Raw genomic sequence first — 15,871 nt, 5'->3', positions numbered from 1 at the left:
CGAGAATAGTTGAATAGGTAGGCTGAAGTATGTGTATTTTAATACACTCTAGCTTTGGCATCATTTTTTATACTTATTTTCTATTTGAATTGAATTCTAACGGCTCCTGCTCATTAGCAGGGGCCTTTTTTATATCATAAATTTTGTACAAAAGATTCGGCGAAAAGCCTAGAGGAGAGTGCCTATGATGACAACGGAGCTACAGCAAGTTATTTCAATGGCAAGCAGCTATAATTTAATTCCAATCGTTCGCAGAGTAATGGCAGATACTGAAACACCCATTCGACTGTTTAAGCATTTTGCGAAGAAGGAGCATGCTTTCTTACTTGAAAGTGTGGAGGGGGGAGCCAAATGGGCTCGCTACTCCTTTATTGGAACTGATCCATTCATGATGCTGTACGGTAAGAACGGTGAAATGGTGCTTGAGCAGCAAGGAAGCAAGCAAGTGCTGTATGATAAGCCGCTGGAGCTGCTTAAAGCAAAGCTGAGAGCTTTCCGTACGCCAGTTATTCAGGACTTTCCTCCTTTTACAGGTGGAGCAATCGGATTTTTTGGCTATGATCTTCTGCAATATTATGAAAAGCTACCTGCTCATCGGATCGACGATATGGGTATGAATGATATTCAGTTTATGTTTTGTGATCAGATCATCGTATTCGATCACTTAAAGCAGCAACTACTATTAGTAAGCAATATTCATATTGCCGATGGAGCGAATGATCGTGAGATCGAGGAAGCATATAACGCAACGTTGAATAAAATTGATGCGCTGACGGATGAAATTCGTTCGGTCAACATCGTAACGGATATACCGAATGGCAATTTAGATATGGATCCAGAGCTAGGTGAGGTCGAATCGAATCTTACAAAAGAGCAATTTATCGCCAATGTTAACCAAGCGAAGGATTACATTCGAGCAGGAGACATCTTCCAAGTCGTGCTTTCCCAGCGCTTCAATATCGAAACAACAGTTGATCCACTACATGTATATCGCGTCCTGCGCGTCATGAACCCGTCTCCTTACATGTATTATCTAAAAATGGGAGAGCAGGTCATCGTCGGAACATCACCAGAAGCACTCGTTAAGGTAAGCAATGGCAAGGTAGAAACACGCCCAATTGCAGGTACGCGTCCACGCGGGGCAACGGTAGAAGAGGATAAGCGACTAGAACAAGAGCTGCTTGCAGATGAGAAGGAAAGAGCGGAGCATCTTATGCTTGTTGATCTAGGTCGCAATGATATCGGAAAGGTTTCAAAGTTTGGTTCCGTACGCTGTGACTCATTTATGGAGATAGAACGTTATTCTCATGTCATGCACATCGTATCTAATGTATCTGGTGAGCTTCGTGAAGATAAAGACTTTTTCGATGCATTCATATCCTGCTTGCCTGCTGGCACCGTATCAGGAGCGCCTAAGCTTAGAGCGATGGAAATCATTGCTGAGCTGGAAAATGAGGCGCGTGGAGCTTACGCAGGAGCAATTGGCTATCTTGGCTTTGGCGGCTCGATGGATGCTTGTATTACGATTCGGACGATTATTTTCAAAGACAATCGCGCCTATGTGCAAAGCGGTGCAGGAATCGTATGGGATTCGAATCCTGAAAGTGAGTATTTAGAAACGGTGAACAAGGCGAAAGCAAGTCTGAAGGCAATTCGCGTGGCAGAGCAAATGTTCTCACCGAATCGTCAAGTGAACCAAACAGCGGTTAATTCTGATTATGAAATCGTAAAGTAGGAGGAGATTGAGATGAGTGAGCAATTAACGATGCAGGCAGCAATTCAAAAGCTTGTTAATGGGGATAACCTTTCGCGTGAAGAAGCGCGTGGTGTGATGCGTCAAATTATGAGTGGGGAAGCGACAGGTGCTCAGATCGGCGCAGCGGTGATTGCACTTCGTATGAAGGGTGAAACGAAGGACGAAATCACTGGTCTTGCAGAAGTAATGAGAAGCTTTTCCAATCGTGTGAACAGCAGTAGATCGGGTCTGCTGGACACGTGCGGAACGGGCGGCTCCGGCATCAGCAAGTTCAATATATCGACGGCTTCTTCATTCATCGCATCTGCGGCAGGCATTCATGTAGCGAAGCACGGAAATCGTGCGATGTCTGGAAAGTCTGGAAGCGCAGATGTGCTAGAAGCGCTTGGCGTCAATATTAACATTACACCTCAGCAAGCAAAGGATTGTTTAGACGAAGTCGGCATTTGCTTTATGTTTGCTCAGCTCTATCATCCATCTATGAAATATTCGGCTGCTCCGAGAAAGGAAATCGGGACACGCACGATTTTTAATATGCTTGGTCCGCTTACGAACCCAGCGAATGCCGATCGTCAATTGCTTGGCTTATATGATGCTAGTAAAACAGAGGTTATTGCTGAAGTGCTTGGTGAGCTTGGTATTACAAGAGCTCTTGTTGTCAGCAGTGATGATGGACTTGATGAAATTAGTATTTCTGCGGCTACAAAGGTTTCAGAGCTTAAGGACGGTCGTGTCTCTACCTATTATATTACACCTGAGGAGCTAGGGTTAACGCGGTATCCACTGGAGCAGATATTAGGTGGAGAATCGACATATAATGCTCAAATAATTCGTGAAATATTTGACGGTAAACGAAAAGACGGGTATCGTGAGATAGTACTGGCTAACGCAGGAGCTTGCATTTATCTTGGTGGTCTTGCAGATAGTCATCGTGAAGGTGTTGCCATTGCTGCTGACATTATTGATTCAGGTAAAGCAGCACTAAAATTAAACCAATTAATTGAGAAGACAGGTGAATTGACGCATGTTTCTTAATCGAATCGTTGAAACGAAAAAACAAGAGGTTGAACAATTGGCTGGGCAATTAACGATTGCTGAGGCAGAGAAGAAGATTGCAGAGTTGCCGGCTTGTCGAGGCTTCGAGAAAGCTCTCCGTGCAGGTAATCGTCATAGAGCGTTAGGCTTAATTGCTGAAGTGAAAAAGGCTTCACCATCTAAAGGTCTCATTAGAGAGGATTTTCATCCTGTAGCGTTAGCGAAAGGCTATGAGGCAGCAGGAGCAGACTGCATTTCTGTTTTAACAGATGAGCAGTACTTTCAGGGCAAAAATCAATTTTTAACTGATATTCGCAGCGAAGTTAACTTACCACTATTGCGCAAGGACTTTATTATTGATCCTTTGCAAATTTATGAGGCACGATTGATCGGTGCAGATTGTATCTTGTTAATCGTAGCCATATTAACAGATCAACAATTAAGTGATTACTACGATCTTGCTAAGCAGCTAGGAATGGATGTGCTAGTTGAGGTGCATGATGAGAAAGAGCTTCAACGTGTACTGCAGATGAATAAAGCGACGTTGATCGGCATTAACAATCGCAACCTTCATACGTTCGAGACCAACCTTGAAACGACAGCTAAATTGATAGAAATTATTCCTTCTAACGTAATCAAAATTAGTGAGAGTGGTATTTTGAGCAATGAGGATTATGAATATGTAAGATCTGTTGGTGCAGAAGGATTATTGATCGGTGAGCATTTTATGCGTCAAGGTGATGTTGGTGCGGCAATAGAAACGTTAATGGGTAAGGTGGAGCAATGAGTAGTATCACTCCGCATATCAAAATTTGTGGGCTGCGAAATACCTCTACGATAGCTGCGATGGACGGACTTGATATTACTGAAATTGGACTGGTCTTTGCTCCAAGTAAGAGACAGGTTTCGGTAGAAGAGGGGATAGAGCTCACTACTTCTATTAAGCAGCTTGTCTGCAGAGATGGAAAGCCGCCACGGGCAGCGGGTGTTTTCGTAAACATGCCACTTGAAGATATGACTGAGCTACTGCATACGGTAGAGCTTGATATTATTCAGCTTCACGGCACAGAGTCGCTTGATTACTATGCAGCGCTGCATGCAAGGCTTAAGGGGCAAGTGCTATGGAAAGTTATATCTATTGCTGCAGATGTGCAGAAGATAGAGCTTTCTCAGCTAATTGCTGAGCTAGAACCATTTATGCCGTATGTCGAACGCATATTAATTGATGCCCCAGGCGGAGGAACAGGAAAAATGTTCAACTGGGAAGCGATTAATGCTTATCAACAAGCAGCGAACTATTTTAACAAGCCGCTACTCATTGCTGGCGGGCTACATGCTGGTAATGTTACTGAGCTGCTCCAGCATTACGATGTGGATGGCATTGATGTATCGAGCGGAGTAGAAACAGATGGTAAAAAAGATATCGCTAAAATAAAAGAGTTTGTTAGAAAGGTGATAGACGCATGACACAATATCCAGATTCCAATGGTCGTTTCGGGCCATTCGGTGGAAGATACGTACCTGAAACATTAATGAACGCATTGCTTGAGCTGGAGGAAGCGTATCTTCACTACAGCAAGGACCCAGAATTCAAAGCAGAAGTGCTTGATTTGCTATATAGATATTCCGGTCGCCCAACCTCACTGTATTACGCAAAAAATTTAAGTGAGAAGCTTGGCGGCGCTAAAATATACTTAAAACGCGAAGATCTTAACCATACAGGTGCCCACAAAATCAATAATACGATTGGACAAGGGGTACTCGCAAAGCGTATGGGCAAAACAAAGGTTATAGCTGAAACAGGGGCGGGTCAGCATGGGGTTGCCTCGGCTACCATTGCTGCGCTGCTAGGCTTGGAATGTAAAGTATTTATGGGTGAAGAGGATATGAAGCGTCAGCAGCTGAACGTTTTCCGCATGAATCTGTTAGGCTCTGAGGTCGTGCCTGTAACGAGCGGAACACGTACCCTGAAGGATGCCTGCAACGAGACGCTTCGCTACTGGGTAAGTAACGTAACGGACACCTACTATATTCTTGGCTCGGCAACTGGGCCACATCCTTATCCAATGATGGTTCGTGATTTCCAGCGCATTATTGGAGACGAGTCTCGTGAGCAAATAATGAAATATGAAGGTAAACTGCCAGACTATGTCGTTGCAGCTGTTGGCGGCGGAAGTAACGCAATCGGGATGTTCTATCCATTCATAGAAGATGAAGGCGTTAAGCTGTTAGGTGTTGAAGCAGCAGGACGTGGTGTTGATACAGAAGAGCATGCGGCTACGATGACGAAAGGCCGCCACGGTGTATTCCAGGGCTCGATGAGCTATGTGCTACAGGACGAACACGGTCAAGTGCTTCCAGCACACTCCATCTCAGCTGGTTTGGATTATCCTGGAATTGGTCCTGAGCACTCCTACTTAAAGGATGCAGGTCGAGCGCAATATGTGCCGATTACAGACCAAGAAGCATTGGATGCGCTGCAGGAGCTGTCCCGTACCGAAGGAATTATCCCTGCATTGGAATCAGCCCATGCGATTGCTCAGACGATTAAGCTTGCTCCAACGCTTAATAAGGATCAGGTTGTTGTTGTCAGCCTATCTGGACGAGGAGACAAGGATGTTGAAGCGATCATGGGATACCTTGGAGGGAACGAATCATGAATTTAATTGATCAGAAATTTGCTGAGCTTAAAGCTGAGCAGAAGAATGCATTGATACCTTTTATTTCTTGCGGTGATCCAACGCTTGATGATACGGTGGATATTGTTAAGACGTTAGAAGCGGCAGGCGCAGATATGGTTGAGCTAGGCGTGCCATATTCCGATCCGCTTGCGGATGGACCTGTTATTCAACGAGCGTCTGAGCGTGCATTGAAGTATTCAGTAACCCTTACTGATTGCATTAAGCTCGGCGGTAGACTACGTGAAGCAGGTGTAACGATTCCGCTCATTCTGTTTACGTACTACAATCCAATCTATCAGTTTGGAATGGAGGCTTTTTTTGAGCTAGTCGTTCAAAATCATATTAGCGGATTAATTGTACCAGACCTGCCTATCGAAGAGGATCAAGAGCTACGCAGACTTGCTGAGCAGTATAATATTCACCTTATTCCGCTTGTTGCTCCAACCTCCAAAGAGCGAGTTGTGCGCATTACGAAGCAGGCTAGAGGCTTCGTATACTGCGTATCGTCGCTTGGTGTAACGGGTGAACGTTCTGATTTCCATACGGAAGTCGATGAGTTTCTAGATCTTGTAAGACGCTCCAGTGATGTACCGATTGCAATTGGCTTTGGTATATCCTCCCGCGAGCAGGTTGCTAGATTTGAGCAAAAATGTGACGGTGTCATCGTCGGCAGCGCCATCGTTCGTACGATCGAGAACAATGTGCCACTTTTGCAAAATGCTGCAACAAGAGAAGAGGGGCTTAACAATATTAAGCAATTCGTGGCAGCGTTAAAGGGATAATTATTCATGCAATTATTTATCGTAATGAAATCGTTGAATGCGATTTGAAATGATTGATTGTAATATAAAATGGTGCTAACAAGCTCCAGTAATGAAAAAACAGGATGGAAAAATGCGGTCATTTTTCCATCCTGTTTTTTTAGTATTCATTTCTAAGAATCTTTATTGGGGATGATGTGGTCATATGTGTGAAGCTATTGTTGGTTAACATAAGCTTCGTATTGCTCCCTTGTACCGATAAAAAATTTTGAGATCGTTTCTCGGTCGCCACCATGTGTAGAAGCTACGCCGTGAAGGATTTCTTGATCTACTTTTATACGTTGACCCTGACTGTCAACAAAGTAAACTTCAACTGGCCCACTTTCAAGGGCAGATGAGGTACTTAACTTGCCTGAATCAGGTATGGAGTAAACAAATGAATTTTTTTCTTTTGCAAGAGGCTGGGAATCTGTTTGATTAAAGGTAACTACTACTTCACCAGTAAAATGTTCAGGTACTAAATAAATATGCAGTGGATTTTTATTCACTGTAGCGAATAGAAAAACGACAGCAGCCACCATGAAAAATAGAGCTGCAAATATATATCTTTTCAAGGCAAGGTTCTTCCTCTCTATTCCAATATAATGCTTAGTTTGTAAGAAAAATTATTTTCGTTTACTTCAGTATAACAGCGTCCATGGATCGTGAGCACCTGTATATATTGGAACTATACTGGCAGCAAGAAAAGAGAGGTTTGTTGGTAGTATAGTGGTTATTGGTTAATAGGCCCCAAGAGAATAGAAACTACAGCATATCCGTAGTGTCGAAACGCTTGTTTTAAAGATTTACTTTAAATGCAGGGGCAGTTATGAGAAAATAGTTAAAAGCAGTCGCTAATTAACGCTTTAAAGTAATTATGACGAAGAGGTGAATGGCTCATGCAGCCTAAAGTAAACATTATGCACTTACCGGTATATCAACCGGGCAAACCGATTGAGGATGTAAAACGTGAGCTTGGATTAGATGAAGTGATCAAATTAGCTTCGAATGAAAATCCAATTGGCTACTCTCCGAAGGCTAGAGAAGCTATGCTTGATGAAATAGACCAATTAAATATATATCCGGATGGAGCAAGCGTCGAGCTTACTGCTGTATTGGCAAAAAGGCTCGGAGTTCAAGAAAATCAAATCATTTTCGGAACAGGCTCCAGTGATATTATACTTATGATATGCCGAGCGTACTTAACAGCTGAGGACGAGACGGTAATGGCGAATGAAACCTTCTCACAATATAAGCATAATTGTGAGATTGAGAATGCAAAAATTGTAGAGGTGCCTTTAAAGGATGGCAGACATGATTTAGATGCCATGCTTGCTGCTGTAACGGATCGAACGAAGGTCGTTTGGATTTGTAATCCTAACAATCCTACAGGTACGGTCGTAGAGCATGAGCAGCTCGTTCAATTTTTAGAGAAAATGCCGAAGCATGTACTCGTCGTTCTCGATGAAGCGTATTGTGAATATGTTACGGCGGATAATTTCACTGATGGCGTATCATTACTTCCGCGATTTTCTAATGTCGTAATTCTACGAACATTCTCCAAAGTGTACGGTCTGGCTGCTAATCGTATTGGCTATGGAATTGGTGAAGCAAGCGTAATCAGAACCATTAACCAAGTGCGTGAGCCATTCAATACAGGTAGACTGGCACAAGTGGCAGCGAAAGCGTCGCTGCTTGACGATGAGTTTTTAGCGCGCAGCGTTGCTGCAAATTCGGCTGGACTGGACTATTTGCATTCAGCTTTTGATCGTCTAGGTCTGCAATATTTTAAAGGACACGGTAATTTTATATTGGTAGATGTACGTACACCTTCAAAGCAAATTTTCGATTTATTGCTTCGTAAGGGCATTATTATTCGTGCAGGCTGGAAGCATTACCCTACATGGATACGTGTGTCTGTTGGAACAGAGCAGGAAAATATTAAATTCGTGCGAGCGCTGGAGGAAGTGTTAACAGAATTGGCGGTGCTACATTAAACGATGAAAAAAGTAGCGATTTTCGGTGTCGGTCTTATCGGTGGCTCCATCGCACTTTCTCTTAAAGGACAACAGGATTTGCTGCTATGCGGATATTCGAATCGAGAAGCATCAGCGAAGAAGTATGTTGAGCGCGGCGTTGTTGATTATGCAACAACGTCTGTTGAGGAAGCAGCGAGTGATGCTGATTTTATATTTCTATGCGTACCTGTCGGAATGATGGATGATTATATTCAAAAGCTGAGCACGATTCCACTAAAGGAAGGCTGTATCATTACTGATGTGGGCAGTACAAAGCTCTCGGTGATGAATTCGGCGAAGGCGTTAGCAGCCCAAAATGTTATATTTATTGGTGGACATCCAATGGCAGGCTCAGAGCGTTCCGGTGTCGAGGCTGCCTCGAGCAGATTGTTGGAGAATGCCTTTTATGTACTAACTGCAGAGCAGGATACGCCTCCGCATGCTATAGAGGAGCTAGAGCAGCTCCTTTCCTATACGAGAGCGCATATCGTAAAGGTAGATGCAGCAGCGCATGACACGATCGTTGGAGCGATCAGTCACTTGCCTCATATCATTGCTGTTGGACTAGTTAATCAGGTGAGAAGCTATAATGATAGCAATGGACTATACGAGCTTCTAGCAGCGGGTGGTTTCCGTGATATTACAAGAATTGCTTCGGGCGATCCACCGCTTTGGCGTGATATATTATTGGACAACAAGGAAGTGCTGCTTCAGCTGCTTGACGACTGGCAGCAGCAGATGTCACATTTTCGCACGATGCTTGAGCAAAGTGATGGACCGGCAATCGTGGACGCCTTCGCCTCGGCTGGGCAGTTCCGTTCAAGAATGCCAGAGAGACGAAAAGGAATTATCCATTCCGTATTTGATTGCTTTGTAGATATTCCTGACCATCCGGGTATAGTTGGATCAATTGCTTCAGAGCTGGGTAAGGAAAATATCAATATTAGCAATATCCAGATTATTGAAAGTCGTGAGCAAATTCCTGGTGTCTTGAGACTTAGCTTTCGTACACAGGAACAGCTGGATGACGCAATCAAGCTACTTCAAAGCAAAGGCTATCACGTAGAATTATAAATTTTTAATGTAGTACGTTAAAAGGGAGGGGCTATAACTGGTCTGCTCCCTTTTCTATCTCTTTTTTCATATAAAAAATTAAATTTATTTAAAATGAAAGCGCTTATTGACAAAGTGGAAGCGTATACATATAATAAAAGTACAGTATGGTTTCTCTCCACTCCTATCCAATAACATTTGTGTTCAAGATGAACACGGACCACTCATTGAGTGGTCTTTTTTTTGCCTCTTTTTTCAGAGATATGTTATTCTAAAGAGGAGTGTTACTTTTTTATTGCCTTTATATTGGTTATAACGATTACTTTTTATGGGTTCATTACGATAGCAGTATCGAAAACGCAACTTTTATACCTTTGTGAAGTATATGAATATATACATCCTTGGGTGAAATTGCAGGTGGAGGAGGTTCGCCTGTTATGACTGATTCCCAGCTTATACGTGAAATCAAGGATGGCAATGTCGAGCTCTACACCGAGCTGATGAATCGCTACCAGCGAAGAATATTATCATTTATTTATCATATGTTGAAAAGCGCCAAGCTTGAATCTATAGCAGAGGACTTAACATCAGAAACGTTTTATAAAGCTTATAAAAGCTTACATACGTTTCGTGAGCTCGATGCTACCTTCTCAACATGGCTTTATACGATTGCTAAAAATACAGTGCTGAGTGAGCTTAGAAAACAGAAAGCAGCTACGGTATCGATTGAAGAAGTTAATATCGAACCTATCGTATCTACTGAAGCAACGCCTGAGCAACAGCTGCTGCTAACTGAACGAATGCATTTAGTTAGAAAAGCAATTGATCAATTACCTGAGAAGCAGCGTGCGGCCATTATATTACGAGAATACGAACAATTAGACTATCAGGAAATTGCGAATATATTAGGACAGACAGTCAGCTCAGTGAAGTCATTGCTGTTTAGAGCAAGAGCGAGTATCAAGGGTCAGCTAGAGCCTTATATTGTTCAAGACACTGGCAGTCATGACTTAGAAAGGATGAATCGGAAATGAATTGTAAGCAAGTAGATGAGCTTCTACACACGTACTGGCAGCTAGATGAAGAAAATCCACTGCGAATTGAAATTGAAGCGCATTTGTTCGACTGTGAGCATTGCGCTGCTAATTTGGATTTAGAACCAATTGCATTTCCTGTCCTGGATGAAAAGGAATCCTTGCTTGGCAACAGTGCATTACATAGCTCGGCGAATATTAGTGAAAATGTGATGAAGCGAATATATGAGGAAGAAGCATGGTACATGCCAATTACAAGCAAGCGGTATCAGTTTACCAAAAGCTTTCGGCGGAATGCTGCGATTGCAATTGCCAGCTGCCTCGCTATGTTTTCAATTGCATTATTTTTATTTATTTTTGACTACTATAAGAATACAACTGCGTTGCCTACAGCCAAGGTTTCTGGAATTGTAGACGTAGCTAATGCATCTGCAAACGAAGGTGTTTACACTTCAATTTATACAGGATCCATTCCAGTAGCAAGTATAAGCGATCCTATTGTATTACAGGTTGTACCAACGTTCCCTCAATACTACGTGGCATTATCATTCGTCGGTATCGTTATGACGCTGCTGGTGATGGGCTGGTTTACGAGAACTAGACAATAATTGGAAGGTGGATGGAGCATGCAGATAGGATTGATTCGTCATGGTGAAACGAGCTGGAATGCTGTTAAGCGAATTCAAGGACAAACCGATATCCCATTAAACGAGAACGGGATTAAGCAAGCGAAGCTGCTTGCACAGAGGCTGCAAGGAGAACGTGAGGACCAGCATTGGGACTATCTAATAACGAGCGATTTACAGCGAGCAATGGCTACAGGACAGCATATTGCAGAAGCTCTGCAAATTCCAATGCTCTCCCCCGATTCACGATTAAGAGAGCGTTACTTCGGTCAAATCGAAGGTACAACGCTAGAGGAGCGTGTTGAGCGCTGGGGAGAAGGCTGGAAGGAGCTTGATCTAGGAGCTGAAACTGATGAGGCAATGAGATCGAGAGGCTTGACGCTGCTGAATGAGCTATACGCTAGTTACCCGGAACAGAACATCCTATGTGTCACGCATGGCAGCTTTATTGCAGAGCTATTACTAGAGCTTTTTCCGACTATAGAGGATAAACGTATCAACAATTTGTCTTACTCTATCTTGAAGCGTGATAGTGAGTCTTGGCAGCTGATGCTGCACAATTGTACCAAGCATCTAGAGCTTGATACATGTGTTTAGGCTTGAGCTTTGCGATAGCAGTAAGCAATTTCTTGTCATGAATGAAGTTGCGGCATATAGAGAAATAAGATATGATTAATGTTATGCCTAATGGTTGGACAATCATGATGAAATGAGGATTTACAATGTCTGTAAGTTTGGAACAGGTTCGTGTGATGCAGGACGAATTGTTGATTCGCGATGCATTGAGCAATCTATCTAAGGATGCGCTAACGATTATTCGTAGAAATGCATCTGTAAAAAATGTAAGTAAGCTAAATCGGGAGCAGTTGCTAGAAGCGTTAATTGAGCAATTGCCAATCGTTTATAAAACGGAGTTAATGTCTCTTTTATATGTGATGGATGATGAACGCATCACTTTGCTGGAATACGCGGCGTCTAAAAACGGTATCGTTGCTGTTACGGAGGATTGGACTGAACAGATGACGCAATACTGGCAAGAGCTTGGCTTAATGTTTAAGCACACCGTTGCCGGACGGGAAGCAATGGCGATGCCTGTTGAGCTTATTCCAGTAGTAAAAGAGGTTTTAACGAAGCTAGATCGTAAAATCATCGAGAGAAATTCGATATTCCTAAAGACGATCAAAGGCATGATGTACTATTACGGTGCACTTACGCATGAGCAGGTAAAGGAACTAAGTGATCGATACCCTATGTTTGAGCAGCTTCAAGCACCCTATATGCATATCATCGTAAACTATCGTCACTATCGTAGCGATATTGGAGTCAATGATAGCTATGTTTATCATAACGCTATTCCAGATCCAACATTGATTATTAAAGAGCAAAGCAAGCGTGAGGACGTGCCGCACGCGATGTTTACTGCACTTCAATTACAGCAGGCTGGTGAGGAACAATTTGTACTGCGTACACAAGCGCACCAGATGCTTGTTGACATGCTCATGAAAAACTTTCAACTGCCTAAATTCGAGGCGAACCTTGTAGCAGATCAATCCGAGTTTGGAATTCGAGCAGGGCTGCAGCTTCAGGATTTGGTCGATTATATGAATCGTGAAATGAAGCTTACTGAGGATGCGTTGAATATGCTGCTCCCTCGTTTAATTATTATGTATAACAATACACCGCAATGGTGCTTAAAAGGGCACAGTGCCAATGAACTTACGCATGGTACGACGGAGCCAGCTGAACAAGATGCAAAAGTAAATAAAGCTAATCTCGGACGCAATGATTTATGCTATTGTGGTAGTGGGAAAAAATATAAAAAATGCTGCATGAACGCGTAGATAATGACTAGAATTATTCATCATACGTTTTTTGCGTTATGTAATCTAGGCTAGCAAATGGACAAGCTATCAAGGTGATCATACTAGCTATTATCAGATAAAAGTTATTAAAGGTTAAGGGAACAAACGATGTGATAAATGTGGGGAACAGCTCCGCGAAGCACATCTGTTTGTTCCTTTTTTGTTTTAAATGCGACCTGAGTGGATAAGGTAATGACATGCTGCAAAACAAAGAGGAATGAATTTGCTTATTGTGAGCTAAGAAGTTTGATGTTTTTATGCATTGAACGGGATGAAAAATTGTGGAAAATAGTATGAAACCTTAAAAATTACCAATACTACAAATACATACACATTGAAGCAGGATAACAAATAGGCAGGAGAGGATCATCGATGAATTTATCAGATATGCTTAGCTACGCGGACATTTCGCAGCTATCCTCAATCGCAGAGCAATATGGCTGCGAATGCAACGGTCATTCAAAGCATGAGCTCATACAAGCAATTTTAGCAAATGCTCATCAAAAGGAGGTTATTAATCAAAGTATCGATCGACTGCGACTGGAAGAGCTTAGATTTTTGAATTTTTTGTTGTTCGAAAATTTGAAAGCATATAGCTTAGAGGATTTAATAGCCCTACTTCAGCAATGTCGATTTGATATGCAGCCTACAAGCGCATTACATCGTAAGGAAGCAGTTGCTCAATCAGCAACAACTAGGAACCAAGTGAAAAAAAGAAAGAAAACAGTAGAAGCGACTGAGGTGGCCGCACCAAGAGAGATGATTGCACGCTTCAAAAGTAAAGGCTGGCTGTTTAATGGATATCGTGGGCATGAGCGCTACATGTTTCATGTACCGGCAGATTTTAAGCTTAGATTCAGGCAGCATTTGCTCGGTAGACTACAGAAGGAAGCCAGCTATGTAGAAGCACCGGCTAACTATGAGGATGAAAGCGGAAAGCTGCTGCTTGATATGAGTATGATGATTGAATATATAACGAAGAACAATCCCAATGCTGCACTGGACGGTGTGCTGCATCGTAGAGCAGTGCTGCAGCTTAATGAAGCGAGTTCAATTAAAGAAGAGCTCCCGAGCAAGGGGGCATGGAAATTTGGCTACGGTAAAGGATTTGGGGAGCTCCCAGATCGGATGACACTTATTTATGACTATTTATGGAGTAAACGATGGATCTTGCTTCAGGAAGATCGGATCGTAGTTAATGCAACGATGATACCGAATCAGATTGAAGCTTCAGAGCTTAAAACGGTTGTCATCCATTGGATGAAACGGTATCGGACGCCAATTCCGAATATTCGAGCACTGATGTACTGGATAACGATGTTATCAAGCAGCTGGTGCACGCTCGAATCCATTGAGCGGGTATTGCTGCCGTTCATCAAGCCATACTATTTTGATTCAGCTTCACAGATTTTACATAAACGATTAGTAAAGCCTATGCAGCACTTTGGATTACTTCAGGTGAGTGATGACGTGGAGTCTGGTCGATTGCTGCAAGCCACACCAGTTGCAAAGCGATTGCTATCTGAGCTTTATCCATAACGTTAGTACACATTGACAATACATAGCTCCATTGTTAAAATTTCACTACATTTAACGGGGAGCTGGTCTAATGCTAATTACATATCAATCTTTTCGTCCAAGACTAGGACAATGTGTATATGTTGCGGAAGGAGCAAAAATTGTAGGCAATGTAACGGTTGGCGATGAAAGCACCGTATGGTTCAATGCTGTGTTAAGAGGAGATCTTGCACCGATTCAGATTGGGAATCGCTGTAACATTCAGGATGGCGTCGTTGGGCATGTCAACACAGATCAGCCGCTAATCGTAAAGGATGAAGTCTCTGTTGGACACAGTGCGATTATTCACGGCTGCACCATTGGACAAGGCAGCCTAGTAGGAATGGGCGCTATAATCCTGAACGGAGCGGAAATAGGTGAATATGCTTTAATAGGAGCGGGTGCTGTTGTTACGGAAAATAGTAAAATTCCGGCCTATACCTTATCGCTAGGAACACCAGCTAAGGTTGTTCGTGAGCTTAATGATGCTGACCTTGAACGAATGAAAAGAACAATGGAAAGCTATGTATTCAAAGGATACGAGTATAGGAATAATTAGCACCGCAAGTGGAGGTGTTTCGTATCGATAAGATGAATATTCAATATGAAGCAATGCTCGGTTTAACTGCAGAGCTGATTCTTGATGAATCGTTGCGCAGCTACCAGCGAGATAAGCTTCAGCAGGCGATTGATGAGTCTCTTGCAACAGGCAATGAGGAGCAGTTCTATGAGCTAACCAAAAAACTTCAGCAGCTGGAATCTTCATAGGTTAGGGCAGAGCATAGCTTCCTGTGTGAACTGGAATTCTAAGAGATAAGCTTGCCGCCGGTGCTGGACCTATAGCATTTGGCGGCTTTGTTATGTAAGATGTAGACTAGACATACAAGAAGGAGGAGATCTATGTGAAGTTTAGCGAGATTGAAGCTGAACAGTGGGATGAACTAAAGCCGTATGTTGATACATGTCTCTTGCCAATTACCGGGCTTGATGGAACAGAAACGCCATCAGAGGCTACAAATTACTTAGAGCAGCTACGTGATGTGATGGATCTGGTTGAGATACCGTACCGAGGTAGAATCGTAACCTACCCTGCTTACCATTATGTATACGGTAACGAGGGGAGCCAGCAAGCAATAGCGAGGTGCTGCGCTAACTTAAAAAGTCAGGGCTACAAGTATATCATCCTTATTACGTCTAAAAGCGATATCATGTTTCAAATAAATGAGGCAGATCTATGGATCGCACCGACTGAGGATGGTAATTTGCCAAGTGATGTGGAAATAAGTAGAAAAATACGTGAACTGTGGCATTCATAATATTGCTATATTTTATAAAGTAATCGCATCAAATGGGCGAAAAAAGGGTGAAACATTTGCAATTCTGTGTCAATTGTGACAAAATGATAACAAATTGTTGAACGACATTGCCTAATTGTTACATATGTCCTGC

The 15,871-nt window shown here is 42.7% G+C and carries 17 protein-coding genes; 16 read left to right on the top strand and 1 reads right to left on the bottom strand.

Translation table 11 applies throughout. From position 1 onward, the window contains the following. Positions 1-184: 184 nt before the first annotated feature. From trpE to trpA, 6 genes are read left to right on the top strand one after another with little or no spacing between them, the layout of a single operon-like run. Positions 185-1,735: an anthranilate synthase component I gene (trpE, locus tag M3180_RS06985; protein WP_251666590.1), complete on the top strand. Its 1,551-nt coding sequence runs from the start codon at positions 185-187 to the stop codon at positions 1,733-1,735. A gap of 12 nt (positions 1,736-1,747) precedes the next feature. Beyond that, a complete protein-coding gene (trpD, locus tag M3180_RS06980; RefSeq protein ID WP_251666589.1) occupies positions 1,748-2,791 on the top strand; it encodes an anthranilate phosphoribosyltransferase in 1,044 nt (347 codons plus the stop codon). Next, entirely contained in the window at positions 2,781-3,578 is a 798-nt protein-coding gene (gene trpC, locus M3180_RS06975) for an indole-3-glycerol phosphate synthase TrpC (RefSeq protein WP_251666588.1), read from the top strand. Before trpD ends, trpC begins: the two co-directional genes overlap by 11 nt. After that, complete coding sequence (locus M3180_RS06970) at positions 3,575-4,258, top strand: phosphoribosylanthranilate isomerase (protein ID WP_251666587.1); 684 nt, start codon at positions 3,575-3,577, stop codon at positions 4,256-4,258. Before trpC ends, M3180_RS06970 begins: the two co-directional genes overlap by 4 nt. Beyond that, entirely contained in the window at positions 4,255-5,451 is a 1,197-nt protein-coding gene (gene trpB / locus M3180_RS06965; RefSeq protein WP_251666586.1) for a tryptophan synthase subunit beta, read from the top strand. The genes M3180_RS06970 and trpB overlap by 4 nt, the downstream gene beginning before the upstream one ends. Then, positions 5,448-6,254: a tryptophan synthase subunit alpha gene (gene trpA / locus M3180_RS06960; protein ID WP_251666585.1), complete on the top strand. Its 807-nt coding sequence runs from the start codon at positions 5,448-5,450 to the stop codon at positions 6,252-6,254. Before trpB ends, trpA begins: the two co-directional genes overlap by 4 nt. Before the next feature lie 194 nt (positions 6,255-6,448). Here trpA and M3180_RS06955 read toward each other — a convergent pair whose 3' ends face one another. Further along, entirely contained in the window at positions 6,449-6,847 is a 399-nt protein-coding gene (locus tag M3180_RS06955) for a DUF6843 domain-containing protein (RefSeq protein WP_251666584.1), read from the bottom strand. 324 nt (positions 6,848-7,171) lie between these two features. On the opposite strand from M3180_RS06955, the gene hisC reads away from it, so the two are divergent. From hisC to M3180_RS06905, 10 genes are all read left to right on the top strand, one after another. Then, positions 7,172-8,269 carry a histidinol-phosphate transaminase gene (gene hisC / locus M3180_RS06950; RefSeq protein ID WP_251666583.1) on the top strand — a complete coding sequence of 366 codons (1,098 nt, stop codon included), beginning with the start codon at positions 7,172-7,174 and terminating at the stop codon, positions 8,267-8,269. A gap of 3 nt (positions 8,270-8,272) precedes the next feature. Beyond that, positions 8,273-9,364 (top strand): prephenate dehydrogenase, encoded by a 1,092-nt coding sequence (locus M3180_RS06945; protein WP_251666582.1) that lies wholly within the window; start codon positions 8,273-8,275, stop codon positions 9,362-9,364. A 416-nt stretch (positions 9,365-9,780) separates the two neighbouring features. Next, positions 9,781-10,377, top strand: coding sequence for an RNA polymerase sigma factor (locus M3180_RS06940; protein WP_251666581.1), 597 nt, complete (start codon positions 9,781-9,783; stop codon positions 10,375-10,377). After that, entirely contained in the window at positions 10,374-10,985 is a 612-nt protein-coding gene (locus tag M3180_RS06935) for an anti-sigma factor family protein (RefSeq protein ID WP_251666580.1), read from the top strand. Before M3180_RS06940 ends, M3180_RS06935 begins: the two co-directional genes overlap by 4 nt. A gap of 18 nt (positions 10,986-11,003) precedes the next feature. Beyond that, entirely contained in the window at positions 11,004-11,600 is a 597-nt protein-coding gene (locus tag M3180_RS06930; protein WP_251666579.1) for a histidine phosphatase family protein, read from the top strand. 125 nt (positions 11,601-11,725) lie between these two features. Beyond that, positions 11,726-12,844: an SEC-C domain-containing protein gene (locus M3180_RS06925; RefSeq protein ID WP_251666578.1), complete on the top strand. Its 1,119-nt coding sequence runs from the start codon at positions 11,726-11,728 to the stop codon at positions 12,842-12,844. A 393-nt stretch (positions 12,845-13,237) separates the two neighbouring features. Then, positions 13,238-14,404: a hypothetical protein gene (locus M3180_RS06920; protein WP_251666577.1), complete on the top strand. Its 1,167-nt coding sequence runs from the start codon at positions 13,238-13,240 to the stop codon at positions 14,402-14,404. 70 nt (positions 14,405-14,474) lie between these two features. Beyond that, positions 14,475-14,981, top strand: coding sequence for a gamma carbonic anhydrase family protein (locus M3180_RS06915; RefSeq protein ID WP_251666576.1), 507 nt, complete (start codon positions 14,475-14,477; stop codon positions 14,979-14,981). Positions 14,982-15,013: 32 nt separating this feature from the next. Continuing rightward, the gene (locus tag M3180_RS06910; protein WP_285855646.1) at positions 15,014-15,190 is read left to right on the top strand and encodes an IDEAL domain-containing protein; all 177 of its coding nucleotides are present in this window, start codon (positions 15,014-15,016) and stop codon (positions 15,188-15,190) included. Between the two features lie 134 nt (positions 15,191-15,324). Next, positions 15,325-15,738 carry a DUF2487 family protein gene (locus M3180_RS06905; RefSeq protein ID WP_251666575.1) on the top strand — a complete coding sequence of 138 codons (414 nt, stop codon included), beginning with the start codon at positions 15,325-15,327 and terminating at the stop codon, positions 15,736-15,738. The last annotated feature ends 133 nt before the right edge of the window (positions 15,739-15,871 follow it).

The organism is Paenibacillus camelliae (assembly GCF_023715345.1).
Taxonomy (GTDB): domain Bacteria; phylum Bacillota; class Bacilli; order Paenibacillales; family Paenibacillaceae; genus Pristimantibacillus; species Pristimantibacillus camelliae.
The sequence above is the reverse complement of the archived record's forward strand: the minus strand, read 5'-3'. Positions and strand labels throughout refer to the sequence as shown.